At 72.4% G+C, this 14,312-nt stretch carries 13 protein-coding genes; 8 read left to right on the forward strand and 5 right to left on the reverse strand.

The annotated features are described in order from the left end of the window. The first annotated feature begins 36 nt into the window (after positions 1–36). Positions 37–705, forward strand: a complete 669-nt coding sequence (locus ACIP2X_RS05660) for an SRPBCC family protein (protein ID WP_401667898.1) — start codon at positions 37–39, stop codon at positions 703–705. Positions 706–811: 106 nt separating this feature from the next. Here ACIP2X_RS05660 and ACIP2X_RS05665 read toward each other — a convergent pair whose 3' ends face one another. The 4 genes from ACIP2X_RS05665 to ACIP2X_RS05680 form a co-directional block, all read right to left on the reverse strand. Beyond that, positions 812–1,402 (reverse strand): flavodoxin family protein, encoded by a 591-nt coding sequence (locus ACIP2X_RS05665; protein WP_401667900.1) that lies wholly within the window; start codon positions 1,400–1,402, stop codon positions 812–814. 153 nt (positions 1,403–1,555) lie between these two features. After that, complete coding sequence (locus ACIP2X_RS05670) at positions 1,556–2,320, reverse strand: GNAT family N-acetyltransferase (RefSeq protein WP_401667902.1); 765 nt, start codon at positions 2,318–2,320, stop codon at positions 1,556–1,558. Positions 2,321–2,505: 185 nt separating this feature from the next. Then, positions 2,506–2,901 carry a hypothetical protein gene (locus ACIP2X_RS05675; RefSeq protein WP_401667904.1) on the reverse strand — a complete coding sequence of 132 codons (396 nt, stop codon included), beginning with the start codon at positions 2,899–2,901 and terminating at the stop codon, positions 2,506–2,508. A 58-nt stretch (positions 2,902–2,959) separates the two neighbouring features. Next, positions 2,960–4,114 (reverse strand): hypothetical protein, encoded by a 1,155-nt coding sequence (locus ACIP2X_RS05680; protein ID WP_401667906.1) that lies wholly within the window; start codon positions 4,112–4,114, stop codon positions 2,960–2,962. Positions 4,115–4,286: 172 nt separating this feature from the next. Between ACIP2X_RS05680 and ACIP2X_RS05685 the strand changes: the two genes are divergently transcribed. The 6 genes from ACIP2X_RS05685 (at position 4,287) to ACIP2X_RS05710 (ending at position 12,775) form a co-directional block, all read left to right on the forward strand. After that, positions 4,287–5,339 carry an LLM class flavin-dependent oxidoreductase gene (locus tag ACIP2X_RS05685; protein WP_401667909.1) on the forward strand — a complete coding sequence of 351 codons (1,053 nt, stop codon included), beginning with the start codon at positions 4,287–4,289 and terminating at the stop codon, positions 5,337–5,339. Further along, positions 5,332–6,363: an LLM class flavin-dependent oxidoreductase gene (locus tag ACIP2X_RS05690; RefSeq protein WP_401667911.1), complete on the forward strand. Its 1,032-nt coding sequence runs from the start codon at positions 5,332–5,334 to the stop codon at positions 6,361–6,363. The genes ACIP2X_RS05685 and ACIP2X_RS05690 overlap by 8 nt, the downstream gene beginning before the upstream one ends. A 29-nt stretch (positions 6,364–6,392) precedes the next feature. Continuing rightward, positions 6,393–7,112, forward strand: a complete 720-nt coding sequence (locus tag ACIP2X_RS05695; protein WP_401667913.1) for an NADPH-dependent F420 reductase — start codon at positions 6,393–6,395, stop codon at positions 7,110–7,112. 46 nt (positions 7,113–7,158) lie between these two features. Then, entirely contained in the window at positions 7,159–7,773 is a 615-nt protein-coding gene (locus tag ACIP2X_RS05700; RefSeq protein WP_401667915.1) for a TetR/AcrR family transcriptional regulator, read from the forward strand. A gap of 41 nt (positions 7,774–7,814) precedes the next feature. Then, positions 7,815–9,299, forward strand: coding sequence for an FAD-binding protein (locus tag ACIP2X_RS05705; RefSeq protein ID WP_401667918.1), 1,485 nt, complete (start codon positions 7,815–7,817; stop codon positions 9,297–9,299). A gap of 101 nt (positions 9,300–9,400) precedes the next feature. Further along, on the forward strand, positions 9,401–12,775 hold the full coding sequence (locus tag ACIP2X_RS05710) for a pyruvate carboxylase (protein WP_401667920.1): 3,375 nt from the start codon (positions 9,401–9,403) through the stop codon (positions 12,773–12,775). 276 nt (positions 12,776–13,051) lie between these two features. On the opposite strand, the gene ACIP2X_RS05715 is transcribed toward ACIP2X_RS05710, so the two are convergent. Continuing rightward, positions 13,052–13,501: a hypothetical protein gene (locus ACIP2X_RS05715; protein WP_401667923.1), complete on the reverse strand. Its 450-nt coding sequence runs from the start codon at positions 13,499–13,501 to the stop codon at positions 13,052–13,054. Between the two features lie 135 nt (positions 13,502–13,636). On the opposite strand from ACIP2X_RS05715, the gene ACIP2X_RS05720 reads away from it, so the two are divergent. Beyond that, entirely contained in the window at positions 13,637–14,302 is a 666-nt protein-coding gene (locus tag ACIP2X_RS05720) for an NADPH-dependent F420 reductase (protein WP_401667925.1), read from the forward strand. The last annotated feature ends 10 nt before the right edge of the window (positions 14,303–14,312 follow it).

Genomic DNA, 14,312 nt, shown 5'->3' on the forward strand with positions numbered 1-14,312 from the left:
GTCCACCCCGCCGCCCTGCGAGCCGAGGAGCACGTCATGGAACTGCAGCACGAGTTCACCGTCCCCGTCCCGGTCGACGAGGCCTGGCGGGCGCTCCTCGACATCGAGCGGGTGGCGCCCTGTCTGCCCGGCGCGACGGTCGAGGCGTACGACGGGACGACCGTGACCGGCGGGGTGAAGGTCAAGGTCGGGCCGATCACCGTGACGTACCGGGGCACCGCGGTCTTCGAGGAGCAGGACGAGTCGGCGCACCGGATGGTGCTCGTCGCCAGCGGCAGGGAGACCCGTGGTCAGGGCACGGCCAGGGCCACGCTCACCGGGGTGCTGAGCGCGCGCGAGGACGGTACGGCGGTGTCGGTGCGGACCGATCTCACCGTGACCGGGCGCCCGGCGCAGTTCGGGCGAGGGGTGCTGGCGGAGGTGGGCGACCGGCTGGTGGGGCAGTTCGCGGCGTGTCTGGCGGACCGGCTGGCCGAGCCGGCCGCGGCCACGGAGGGGGAGCGGGCCCGCCCGGACGAGGCGACGCCGCTCGCCCCGCCCGAGCCGGAGCCGCTCGACCTGCTGCGCACCGCCGGGCTGCCGGTCGCCAAACGAGTGGCGGCCGGGGCGGCGGCACTCGCCGTCCTCGCACTGGTCGTCACGCGGCTCCGTTGCCACGGACGAGGCAGACGAGGCAGACGAGGCGGACGCCGCTCACGCCGGTGAGACCCGGCCGTCCTGCCCCGCCGTCCACGTGGCACCGCGGCTCAGAGGGGAACGCACTCCGAGCCGCGGGTCAGGGGGGGTGTGCCCGTTGCCGTCGGAAACGCTGTCAGGCGCCGACGGCGGCACGTCCGGCCGCGTAGATGCGGGCCTGCTCGGCGATGCGGCGGCCGAGGTGCTCGGCGGTGGCTATGTCGGCCTTGTGGACTTCCTCGGGGCCGTGATCGGTGTGGGTCTGGGCGCCCGCGCCGAGGTAGAAGCCGAGGCGGTTGAGGTCGTCCTCGGAGGCGGTGGTGCTGTTCCAGCCCGGGTGCAGGCCGAGGTTGACCCAGGTCATGCCGTGCTGGGCGGCCAGGACGCTGAAGTACTGCAGGGTGTGGAGCTTGTCGCCGCTCTTGGCGCCGGAGTTGCTGAACCCGGCGGCGAGCTTGTCCTTCCAGGAGTGCACGGCCCAGCGCTTGGAGGTGGTCTCCGCGAACTGGTGGAAGGCACCGGAGGCCGTGCCCATGTAGGTCGGCGATCCGAAGACGATGGCGTCCGAGGCGTCGAGCAGTTCCCACTGCTCTTCGGTGATGTCGTCGACCTTGATCACATGGGCGACGGCTCCGGCTTCCACGGCGCCGTCGCGCACGGCCTCGGCGAGGACGGTGGTGTGGCCGTAGCCGGAGTGGTAGGCGATCGCGACGATGGGGGTGCTCATGAACGACTTCTCCTGGCAGTGGGTTGACCGGCTCCCGTCGGGAGCCCGAGGTCGACGGGCATCAGGCCAGGTGGCCTGGAGTCGACCGGTACCCATAAGGACCGGACAGCCGACGTCCGTGTGACACCCGCGGCGCCGCGGCACCGCCCGGGCTCAGTCCGGGAAGCCGAAGAGGCGGTACTCGGACACCGTGGTGAAGCCGAAGCGCCGGTACAGCGGCTCGCCCGCGGGGCTTGCCACGAGCGCGGCGCTCCGCATTCCGCGTTCGCGTCCCACCCGCAGCGCGGCGTCCGTCAGCGCCCCGCCGATGCCGCGCCGGCGACAGTCCTCCGCCACGTGCACGAGGAAGATCCCGGCCACCTCGTGCGCCGCGATCACCACGGTGGTCCCGACGACCCGGTCGTCGAGCACGGCGGCCAGCCGGATGATGTCCGCGTTGTCCACGCGCCGGGACTCGATGCGCACCATGTCGGCCTCCAGGCCGGGCGCGATCCCCATCGACGTGCGGTACGTGCCCACGAGTTCCGCCAGCCGCTCCCCGTCCCGGACCGTCTCGACCCGCAGTCCGGCGGGTGCCTCGCCCAGGCCGTCCCCGGCCCCGCCGGCCGGGCCGTCCAGGGACCGCACCATCACCGGAAGGGCGGCGAGCCGGCGGCCGCCGCACCGGGTCAGGGCGTCGGCCGTGTCCTCCGGGCTGTCCGGACCCACCCACCACCACCAGGGCAGACCCGCCAGGTGCTGCCGTACGGCGGCCACCGCCGGTTCGACCGCGGCCGAAGGCGGCACGCGCACCACGCCGTTGAACTGCGGCGTGGCCAGCCCGCTGCGGAAGAACTCGGCACCTGTGCCGTCCGCCCGCTCCTCGTGCCCCGCCGTGAGGTCCCACCCCATGAGGTACTGGCGGAAGTTGGCGAACACGGCCGCCAGTGTGCCCGTCCCCGTCGTCGTATCCGGCATGACACGGCCTTTCGCACGTCGTGAGCTCGCCTGCCGACCCGCTCGCCGTTGCAGGCGTGGCGAGTGTACGACCGAGCCCGATTGCGTCGTCCGGCAGGCCTGACCTCGTCCGGTGGGCGGGAGCGCACCACCCGGGTGGGACCGGATCACACGGAGGTCTTCGGCCTCGTGGCGGCGATCAGGAGGGCGACGAGCGTGCTCGCGACGAAGGTGCCGATCACGACCATTCCCACGCCGATGACGAAGAGCCCGCTCGTGTCGTCCGACCAGTCGACGAAGGCGGCGACACCCAGTCCTGCCGTGGTGCCGAGCACCGCGGGCACGATGTGCCCCCGGAAGGCGGCCCAGCACACCAGGCCCAGCAGCGTCAGCCCGAGCCCCACCACCTGCCACGCCTCGTACGGGCCGGTCGTCGAGCCGTCGGGGTGCACGTCACGGTGCTGGTCCCAGCCCAGCCAGGCGGCCCAGCAGGCGGTTGTCACGCCGGCCAGGAGCAAGGTCGCGATCAGTTCGCGAACAGGTCTCTCTCGTCCACTACGCATGACTCAAGTGTTCGGGCTCCCCGGAGCGGGCGGCAGCGCGCGGATACTCAGCGGGTACTCACTTCACCCGCGTAGGTACGGCGCCCGGGACGGCCGGCTCCGCCGTCGCCCCTCCCGTCCACCGCAGCGTGAGGAAGGCCGCGATCCCGGCGGCGGTGCCGAAGGTGAGTGCGGCGGGGACGCCGCTGCCGAGACGTGAGAACAGGTGCACCGGGCCCCACACGGCGCCGGTGTCGTCGATCGCCATGTGGAGCACCTGGCTCGCCATCAGCCCCAGCACGGTGGCGCAGACCGCGCCCGCCGCCGTCGCCGGCACCGTGATCCGGGTGAGCAGGGTGGGCAGCAGCCGCAGCCCCCACCACACGACGGCCAGCGTGAGGACCTCGGGGATCCGGTACAGCAGCCAGTCGCCGAGCGTGGTGGTCGACGGGCCCGCCCAGCCGCCGAGCAGCAGCCACTGGCGCAGCAGGTCGCCCGGTTCGGACAGCAGACCCGCGCCGCCGAACGACGTCTGGATCCGGGCCGCCACCGACTCGTACGAGAGGACCACCAGTGACAGCGCGACCACGGCGGTCCCGACGCCCGCGGCGAGGCGTCCGGCGCGCGGCGGAACGGTCCGCAGGGGCAAGGGGTCGGCGCCCTTGGCGGTGACACGGGCCACGAGCACCGTGAGGACGGCGGTCGGCAGCCCCGCGAACACCGTGACCGGACCGCTCGACGCGATCACACTCGCGAGTTCGGGCAGGACGCGGTAGCTGCCGTGTCCTGCGGACGCGATCAGCCACGGCGCGGAGACCGTCACGGCGAGGGTTCCGGCCACCGGCCCCCAGGCCCACAGCGCCGACAGCGCGGCCGGCGTGCGGCGGCCCTCCGCGGGCGGTATCCGGCGGAGCAGGAGCAGCGCGCCGGCCAGGAAGAACACGAAGACGGCGACGTATCTGATCTGCATCGCGGTGCCGTACAGACGGTCGTACGGGTCGATCGCCCCCATGGCCGGGTCGCCGCCCTCCCACTCCTGCGGCTGCGGAGCGATCAAGGGGTCGTACGACCAAGGGGTGAGCCAGCGCAGGAGCTCGTTCGTGGAGTCGATGTCGAACACGCCCGTGGCGCCGCGCAGTTGCAGCGCCTGGGCGCTGGCCCCGGCCCACCACAGCAACAGCGTGAACAGCAGACTTCCCACCACCGCCGGTACGACCGCGCGCCGGTATGCCATGTGTTTCCCCCGCCCGAGCCCCGCATTTGTCCGTGTTCGATCAATCACAGGATAGGGGCAGGTGAAGGGCCTGTGGTTGACGCGTCAAGCACATTGCGTGATTATTTGCTGCGTCAAGCAATATGCTGTCCCGGGTGGCGCAGGGCGTCCCGGGAGTCGGTAGGAGGAGTCCATGACGGCGACAGCGTTCGAAGTGGGGCTGAACTCGTTCGGGGAGGTCGCCACGGACGGCACCGGCCGGCCGCTGAGCGACGCCGAGACCGTTCGCCTGCTGATCGAGGAGGCCCGGCTCGCCGAGGCGGCCGGGATCGACGTCTTCAGCATCGGCGAGCACTACCGCGCGGGCCACAACGACAGCGCCACCCCCGTCCTGCTCGCCGCGATCGCCACCGCGACACGGCGCATCCGGCTCGGCACCTCGGTGACCGTGCTGAGCACCAACGACCCCGTGCGGCTCTACCACGAGTTCTCCACGCTGGACGCCGCCTCGAACGGCCGCGCCCAGCTCGTCCTGGGGCGGGCCTCGGCCACCGAGTCGTTCCCGCTGTTCGGCCATGACCTCGCCGACTACGAGGAGCTGTTCGAGGAGAAGCTCGACCTGTTCCTGCGCCTCCAGCGCGAGGAGACGGTCACCTGGTCGGGCCGGTTCCGCCCCCCGCTCGTCGAGCAGCGGCTGCGTCCCCGTATGCCGCCCGGAGGCATCCCCACCTGGATCGGCGTGGGCGGCAGCCCGAACTCCGTGGTGCGCGCGGCCCGTCACGGCCTGCCGCTCATGCTCGCCGTCATCGGCGGCCGGCCCCAGCGCTTCGCCGGTCACGTCGAGCTCTACCACCGCACCCTCGAACAGTTCGGGCACGGCAGGCAGCCCGTGGCCCAGCACTCGCTGGGGCTGGTCGCCGACACCGACGAGGAGGCGGTCGAGACCTGGTGGCAGTACTGGCAGCCGGTCGTCGCCGCCCTCGCGCAGGAGCGCGGGTTCTACAAGCCGACCCGCGAGCGCTACCTGGCGGAGGTCGACCAGGGCGCGCTGTTCGTCGGATCACCCGAGACCGTGGCACGCAAGATCGCCACCATGGCCCGCGAGCTGCGCCTGGACCGTTTCGACCTCAAGTACGACGTCATGAACCTCCCGCGCGAGGCCCGCGCCCGCACGATCGAGCTGCTGGGCGGCGAAGTCGCCCCGCGGGTACGGCATCTGCTCACGAAGGAATCCAGCCATGTCTGATCTCGTCCTCGGTCTCGACACCTTCGGCGATGTGCCGCTGGACGACGCGGGAACGCCCGTGTCCGACGCCCGGGCCATCCGGCAGGTCCTCGACGAGGCGGTCCTCGCCGAGGAGACAGGCGTCGACGTCCTCGCGCTCGGTGAGCACCACCGCCCGGAGTACGCGATCTCCTCGCCGGAGACCGTGCTCGCCGGCATCGCCACACTGACCAGCCGCATCCGGCTGTCGTCGGGTGTGACGGTGCTGAGCTCCGACGATCCGGTCCGGGTGTTCCAGCGGTTCTCGACCCTTGACGCCCTCTCGAACGGCCGGGCCGAGATCATCCTCGGGCGGGGCTCCTTCACCGAGTCGTTCCCCCTGTTCGGATACGACCTGAGCGACTACGACGTGCTGTTCGAGGAGAAGATCGACCTCTTCGCCAAGCTGCTGGAGGAGAAGCCCGTCACCTGGAGCGGAACCAAGCGGGCGCCGCTGGAGAACGCGGACGTCTTCCCCAGGACCGAGTCCGGGCGGCTGACCACCTGGGTCGGCGTCGGCGGTTCACCGCAGTCGGTCGTCCGCACCGCGCGGTACGGCTTCCCGCTCATGCTCGCCATCATCGGCGGCAGCCCTGAGCGCTTCGCGCCCTACATCGACCTCTACCGGCGGGCCACCGAGAAGTTCGGCACCACCGCCCACCCCGTCGCCATGCACTCGCCGGGCTTCCTCGCCGACACGGACGAGGAGGCCAGGGAGCTGCACTGGCCGCACTACAAGGTGATCCGGGACCGGATCGGCGCGCTGCGCGGCTGGCCGCCGATCCGCAAGGAGGAGTACGAGGCCGAGATCGAGCACGGCTCGCTCTACATCGGTGCGCCCGAGACCGTCGCCCACAAGATGGCTCGTGCGATCAAGACCCTGGGCGTCGGCCGCTTCGACCTCATCTACACCACCGGCGCACAGCCGGTCAGCGCCCGTCTGCGCGCGGTCGAGCTGTACGGCACCAAGGTCCTCCCGATGGTCCGCGACCTCCTCGCGGGCTGACCCCCGAGCCCCCCTGGAACGGAGACGACATGGACACCACCACCGACGCCGTGCGCACCGTCGGCATCCTGGGTGCCGGAAAGGTCGGCACCGTGCTGGCCCGCCTGGCCCTGGCCGCCGGCTACCGCGTGCTCATCGCCGGATCGGGTGACCCCGCGAAGATCGAGCTCACCGTGGAGGTCCTCACCCCCGGCGCCGTCCCGGTCACCGCGGCGGCCGCGGCGGAGGCGGACGTCGTCGTCCTGGCCCTCCCGCTCGGCAAGTACCGCACGGTCCCGGCCGAGGCCCTGCGGGGCAAGCTCGTCGTCGACGCCATGAACTACTGGTGGGAGGTCGACGGGATCCGCGACGACCTCACCGACCCGCTCACCTCGTCCAGCGAGATCGTGCAGGCCCACCTGTCCGGGGCACGGGTGGTCAAGGCCTTCAACCACATGGGCTACCACGATCTCGAGGACGGTGCCCGGCCCGAGGGAACGCCGGGACGCAAGGCGATCGCGATCGCCGGTGACGACCACGGCGACCTCGCCACCGTCGCGCGCCTCGTGACCGCCCTCGGTTTCGACCCGGTGACGGCGGGTCCCCTCGCCGAAGGTGTAAGGCTCGAACCGGGCACCGAGCCCTTCGGGGCGTACGTCGGCGCCGGGGAACTGCGCGCGATGCTCGACCGCTTCCCGGAGTCGGAGCGCGGTCGCGCGGTGATCGCCGCGAGGGCCGCCGCCACGACGCCGGGTGACCAGGCGGCCTGATCTGTCACTGTTTGCCACTCTTTCGGCATCGCCGTACCGTATGAGGATGCCTACCACCCAGCGCACCCGTCGTGCGGGTGGGGCCCGGCGGGAAGCAGTGCTGGAAGCCGCCGTGGACACCCTCGCCGCGCGCGGCTACGAGAACACCCGGTTCGCCGATGTGGCCGCGGCCGGCGGCGTGGCGATCAGCACCCTCCAGAACTACTTCGGGTCCCGTGAGGACATGCTGATCGAGGCCATGCGCAGATCCACCGACGCCGAGGTCGCGGCGCTGGCCGCCGCGGCCGCGACGGAGCAGGACCCGTGGCGGCGCCTCGTCCTGCTCATCGACCGCAGCCTCGGCAGTACGGAACGCACGCAGCAGGCACTCATCGAGTTCTGGCGGGCCGGCATCCGCGACGCGGAGCTGAGGGACTACAGCGCGCAGGTCTGGGCCCGCTACCGGGAACCCTTCCTGCGCGCGGTGACCGACGGCTGCGACCGGGGCGCCTTCACACCCCACGGCACACCCGACGACGCCGTCGACCTCCTCCTGGTGGCGCTGGCGGGCGTCATGATCCCCCGGGTACTGCACCACGCCGCTCCGACCGCCGAGGACTTCCGCCGGACGTTGCTGAGCCAGACGCGACTGGCTCTCGGGATGCCGCCCGCCGGCAGCTGAGGACGACACACGGGACACGACCAGAGAAGGAAGGCGCCGCCATGGATCCGGCCGCCGAACCCCACGACCACCGCCACCCCGACCAGCAGGACACCGCACAGCGCGCGCACCCGGAAACCTCCGCGCGGCCGCCCTCCTGGACCGGGGAGGTGGACCGGCTCGCCGGCAGCGTCGACGGGCCCGTCCTGACGCCGGGCTCGGCGGCGTACGACGAGGAGGTCAGCGGGTTCAACCGGTCGGTGACCCACCGCCCGGCAGTCGTCGTGGGAGCCACCAGCGAGGCCGACGTGACGCGCGCGATGCGCTTCGCGCAGGCCCACGGGCTCGCCGTCGCCGTCCTCAGCACCGGGCACGGGCCGTCCGTCGGGGCGGCGGGGGAGACGCTGCTCATCACCACCCACCGCATGACGGGGGTCACCGTCGACGCCGGGCGGGCGACCGCCCGGGTCGAGGCGGGCGTCCGCTTCGGACGGCTCGTGGCGGCGGCGGCAGCCCACGGACTGGCGCCGCTCGCCGGTTCGTCACCGGGAGTAGGCGTCGTCGGATACACCCTCGCCGGCGGCGCCAGCCCGATCATGGGCCGCAAGTACGGCTGGGCCTGCGACCACGTGAGCGCCATGGACGTCGTGACGGCCGACGGCACCGCACATCATGTGTCCCCGGACGACGAGGCGGACCTGTTCGGGGCGCTCCTCGGCGGCAAGAGCAACTTCGGTGTCGTCACGGCCATGGAGTTCCGGCTCTTCCCCGTCACGCACCTCTACGCGGGAGCCCTGTTCTTCTCCGGCGACCACGCCCGCGAAGTCCTGGAGGCGTACGGGCGCTTCGCCGCCGCGGCACCCGACGAGACGACCTCCGGGATCGCGTTCCTCGACCTGCCGCCCCTGCCCGGGCTGCCCCCGTTCCTCCAGGGAGGACTCGTGGTGTCCGTAAGGGTCTCCCACCTGGGCCCGCCCTCCGAGGGCGAGCGGCTCGTCGCGCCCCTTCGCCGCGCCGCGCCCGTGCTGATGGACACGGTCCACGAGATGCCCGTCACCGATTTCGCCGCCCTCACCATGGACCCGAGCGAACCGGCCGCCGCCGTCGAGCACTTCGGGCTGCTGCGGGAGCTGTCGCGGAAGACGATCGACGCCGTCCTCGACACCGTCGGTCCCTCCGCGGACAGTTCCGTCAACCTGTTCGACCTGCGCGCCCTCGGTGGCGCGTTCGGGAACAGCCCGGCCACCCCCAACGCGGTCGGCGGACGGGACGCCGCCTACGCCTTCTTCGCCCTCACCATCGTCCCACCCGGACACGACGTCGCCGCATACGCCGACTCGGGACGGGAACTCGTGGAGCGGCTGCGCCCCTGGCTCGGCCCCGGCAAGCACCCCAACTTCCTCGCGCCCGCGGACTCCACCCTCCAGGCGACGCGCGAGGCCTACGACCCCGAGGTCTACGCCCGGCTGCGGGCCCTGAAGACGGTGTACGACCCGGAGAACAGGCTGCGCGTGAACCACAACATCCCGCCACTGCGGGCCGCCTGAGTCCGGCGGACCCTCCCGTGAGTGGCCCGGTTCACATGGCGTGGGAGCGGTGTCGCCGACACCATGGGTGGGCCCCGTCCGGCAGGCTGAAGGGATCAAGGATGTTCCGCAAGGTGCTGGTTGCCAACCGTGGCGAGATCGCGATTCGCGCGTTCCGCGCGGGATACGAGTTGGGCGCGCGCACCGTCGCCGTCTTCCCGCACGAGGACCGCAACTCCCTGCACCGGCTGAAGGCCGACGAGGCGTACGAGATCGGGCAGCCCGGGCATCCGGTGCGGGCCTATCTCTCCGTGGAGGAGATCGTGCGCGCGGCGCGCCGCGCCGGAGCGGACGCCGTGTACCCGGGCTACGGATTCCTGTCCGAGAACCCGGACCTTGCCCGCGCCTGCGAGGAAGCGGGCATCACCTTCGTCGGACCGGACGCGGACATCCTGGAGCTGACCGGGAACAAGGCCCGCGCCGTGGCCGCCGCGCGGGAGGCCGGCGTACCGGTGCTGAGGTCCTCGGAGCCGTCCACCGACGTGGACGCACTGGTCCGGGCCGCCGAGGACGTCGGCTTCCCGGTGTTCGTCAAGGCGGTCGCGGGCGGCGGCGGGCGCGGTATGCGCCGCGTCGAGGAGCCCGCCCAGCTGCGCGAGGCCATCGAGGCGGCGTCCCGCGAGGCGGCGTCCGCGTTCGGCGACTCCACGGTCTTCCTGGAGAAGGCCGTCGTCGAGCCCCGCCACATCGAGGTCCAGATCCTCGCCGACGGCCAGGGCGAAGTCATCCACCTCTTCGAGCGCGACTGCTCCGTGCAGCGCCGCCACCAGAAGGTGATCGAGCTGGCGCCCGCGCCCAACCTCGACCCGGAGCTGCGCGAGCGGATCTGTGCCGACGCCGTGCGCTTCGCCCGGCAGATCGGCTACCGCAACGCCGGCACCGTGGAATTCCTGCTCGACCGCGACGGCAACCACGTCTTCATCGAGATGAACCCGCGCATCCAGGTCGAGCACACGGTCACCGAGGAGGTCACCGACGTCGACCTCGTGCAGGCCCAGCTGCGCATCGCCGCCGGCGAGACCCTCGCCGACCTCGGCCTCGCCCAGGACACCGTCACCCTGCGCGGTGCCGCGCTCCAGTGCCGCATCACCACCGAGGACCCCGCCAACGGTTTCCGCCCGGACACCGGACAGATCAGCGCCTACCGCTCACCGGGCGGCTCGGGCATCCGTCTCGACGGCGGCACCACCCACGCCGGTACGGAGATCAGCGCGCACTTCGACTCCATGCTGGTCAAACTCACCTGCCGGGGCCGGGACTTCGCCACCGCGGTGGGCAGGGCCCGGCGCGCCGTCGCCGAGTTCCGCATCCGCGGCGTGTCCACCAACATCCCCTTCCTGCAGGCCGTGCTCGACGACCCCGACTTCCAGGCCGGCCGGGTCACCACGTCCTTCATCGAGCAGCGCCCGCACCTGCTCACCGCCCGGCACTCCGCCGACCGCGGCACGAAACTGCTGACCTACCTGGCCGACGTCACGGTCAACAAGCCGCACGGCGAACGGCCGGACCTCATCGACCCGTTGACGAAGCTGCCCGCGCTCCCGTCCGGGGAACCGGCGGCCGGATCCCGGCAGCGGCTCGCCGAACTCGGCCCGGAGGGCTTCGCCGGCTGGCTGCGCGCGTCCCCGACCATCGGTGTCACCGACACCACGTTCCGCGACGCCCACCAGTCGCTGCTCGCCACCCGGGTACGCACCAAGGACCTGCTCGCCGTCGCCCCCGTCGTGGCGCGGACGATGCCCCAGCTGCTGTCCCTGGAATGCTGGGGCGGCGCGACCTACGACGTCGCCCTGCGCTTCCTCGCCGAGGACCCGTGGGAGCGGCTGGCGGCCCTGCGGGAGGCGGTGCCGAACATCTGCCTTCAGATGCTGCTGCGCGGCCGCAACACCGTGGGCTACACCCCGTATCCCACCGAGGTGACCGACGCGTTCGTGCAGGAGGCGGCGGCCACCGGCATCGACATCTTCCGCATTTTCGACGCCCTCAACGACATCGACCAGATGCGGCCCGCCATCGACGCCGTACGGGAGACCGGCACGGCCGTCGCGGAGGTCGCCCTGTGCTACACCTCCGACCTGTCCGACCCGGCCGAGCGGCTCTACACCCTGGACTACTACCTGCGCCTGGCCGAGCAGATCGTGGACGCGGGCGCGCACGTGCTGGCCGTCAAGGACATGGCCGGCCTGCTGCGCGCACCGGCCGCGGCCAAGCTGGTGTCGGCGCTGCGCCGCGAGTTCGGGCTGCCGGTCCACATCCACACCCACGACACGGCGGGCGGCCAGCTGGCCACCTACCTCGCCGCCGTCCAGGCCGGAGCCGACGCGGTGGACGGGGCGGTGGCCTCCATGGCCGGTACGACCTCGCAGCCGTCGCTGTCCGCCCTCGTGGCCGCGACGGACCACTCCGAACGGCCGACGGGCCTCGACCTCCAGGCCGTCGGTGACCTGGAGCCGTACTGGGAGAGCGTCCGCAAGGTCTACGCCCCCTTCGAGGCGGGTCTGGCCTCACCGACCGGCCGTGTCTACCACCACGAGATCCCCGGCGGGCAGCTCTCCAACCTGCGCACCCAGGCCGTCGCGCTGGGCCTCGGCGACCGCTTCGAGGAGATCGAGGCGATGTACGCCGCCGCCGACCGGATGCTCGGCCGTCTGGTCAAGGTCACCCCCTCGTCGAAGGTGGTGGGCGACCTGGCGCTGCACCTGGTGGGTGCCGGCGTGTCCCCGGACCACTTCGAGGCGGAGCCCGACAGGTTCGACATCCCCGACTCCGTCGTCGGCTTCCTGCGCGGTGAGCTCGGCACTCCGCCCGGCGGCTGGCCCGAGCCGTTCCGCACCAGGGCGCTGCGGGGGCGTGCCGAGGCCAAGCCGGTGGCGGAACTGGGCGCCGAGGACCGCGAGGGGCTGGCGAAGGACCGACGGGCGACGCTCAACCGGCTGCTGTTCCCGGGACCGACCCGCGAGTTCGAGGCGCACCGCGACTCGTACGGCGACACCAGCGTGCTGGACAGCAAGGCCTTCTTCTACGGGCTGCGCCCGGGCAAGGAGTACGGCGTCGACCTGGAGCGGGGTGTGCGGCTGCTGATCGAGTTGCAGGCCGTCGGTGACGCGGACGAACGCGGGATGCGTACCGTGATGTCGTCCCTGAACGGTCAGCTGCGGCCGATCCAGGTGCGCGACAGGGCCGCCGCCTCGGACGTCCCGGTCACCGAGAAGGCGGACCGGACGAACGCCGGACACGTCGCGGCGCCGTTCGCCGGCGTGGTGACCCTCACCGTCGCCGAAGGGGACGAGGTGGAGTCCGGGGCCACGGTGGCCACGATCGAGGCGATGAAGATGGAAGCGGCGATCACGGCCCCGAAGGCCGGCCGGGTGACGCGACTGGCGATCAACCGCATCCAGCAGGTCGAGGGCGGCGACCTGCTGGTCGAACTCGCCTGAGCCGCCGGCGGACGGCTGCCCCGCCCCGCGCACGAATCCACCTGCGCGGGGCGCCGCCGGACGGCGCGCGGAGGCCCCGCGCGGACGGGTGGGCCGCACCGTGCCCGGCACCACCGGCGCACCGGCCCCTCCCGCCCGGGTCATGCGGCTGGTGGGTGGCGGGGCTGTGTGTGCTGCCTGCCCGGGTCATGCGGCTCCTGCGTGGTGGCGCTGTGCCTGCTGTCCACCCGGGATGCGCGGCGATGCGTGGCCGCGCTGTGCCCCCGCCCGCCCAGGTCACGCGCCGGTGCGAAGCCCGCGTCCCTGCTCGGCCCCCTGTGGCGTGCGTCGGCGCTCGTGGTGGAGTGCCGCGCCCGTGGCCAGTGCGCCGATGCCCTCCCATATGCCCACGCCGAGGAAGGCGCCGGGAGCGCGGCCACCGATCACGGCGAGTGTGAAGACCGTGCACGTCAGCAGGCGGAACGGGACGGTCCAGCGGAAGAACGCCTTCCAGTCGGAGAGCGCCGCCAGGACGTAGTACACGCCCATGTTGAGCGCCGCCATGGAGGACGCGGTCACGAAGACCAGCGTGTGGTCACCCTCGGCGCGGGAGCCCGCCACGGGCGAGAATCCCATGATCGTGAGCAGGGAGTCCGGGGCGACGAGCCCCACCACACCCATGACGGCGGCTAGGACACCGAACCCGGCCATGGTCCAGCCGGACGGGGAGCGGGGCAGGAGTCGCACGAAGTCCTCCAGGGACAGGGGAGTTGAGTCTTTGACGCCATCTGCATACCCCGTTCGGACCACCTACCGGAATAGCCGCGTCCACGGTGGCGTTGCGCGCGAGAGTACGAGTGGTCACACCCGGAAGGCCCTGTCATGAAGATCGGCATCATCGGCGCCGGCAACATCGGTGGCAACCTCACCCGACGCCTCACCGCCCTGGGCCACGACGTCTTCGTCGCGAACTCACGCGGTCCCGAGACCCTGAAGGAACTGGCCGAGGAGACCGGTGCCACCCCTGTCCCGGCCGACGAGGCGGCCCGCGGCGCCGAGATCGTCGTCGTCACGGTCCCGATGAAGTCCGTCCCCGCCCTCCCGCCCGGAATCCTTGCCGGGGCCGCGGAAGGCGTCGCGGTCATCGACACCGGCAACTACTACCCGCAGCAGCGCGACGGCCGGATCGCCGCGATCGAGGACGAGGGGCTGACGGAGAGCCGCTGGACCGAACGCCGGATCGGGCACCCCGTGATCAAGGCCTTCAACGGCACCTTCGCCCAGGACATCGTGGAGCGTGCCCTGCCCGCGGGCGCCCCGGACCGCATGGCGCTGCCGGTGGCCGGCGACGACGAGGCGGCCAAGCGCAAGGTGAGGGCGCTGATCGACGAGATCGGCTTCGACACGGTCGACGCCGGCGGGCTCGACGACTCCTGGCGCCAGCAGCCCGGCACCCCGGTCTACGGCCTGCGCGCCGGCGTCGCGGAGGTGACCGACGCCCTCGCGGCGGCGGCGCCGGAACGCACGCCGGAGTTCCGCGCCCAGTAGACGCCGGGGA

It is taken from the genome of Streptomyces sp. NPDC089424, from assembly GCF_044749345.1.
In the GTDB taxonomy this organism is placed as follows: domain Bacteria; phylum Actinomycetota; class Actinomycetes; order Streptomycetales; family Streptomycetaceae; genus Streptomyces.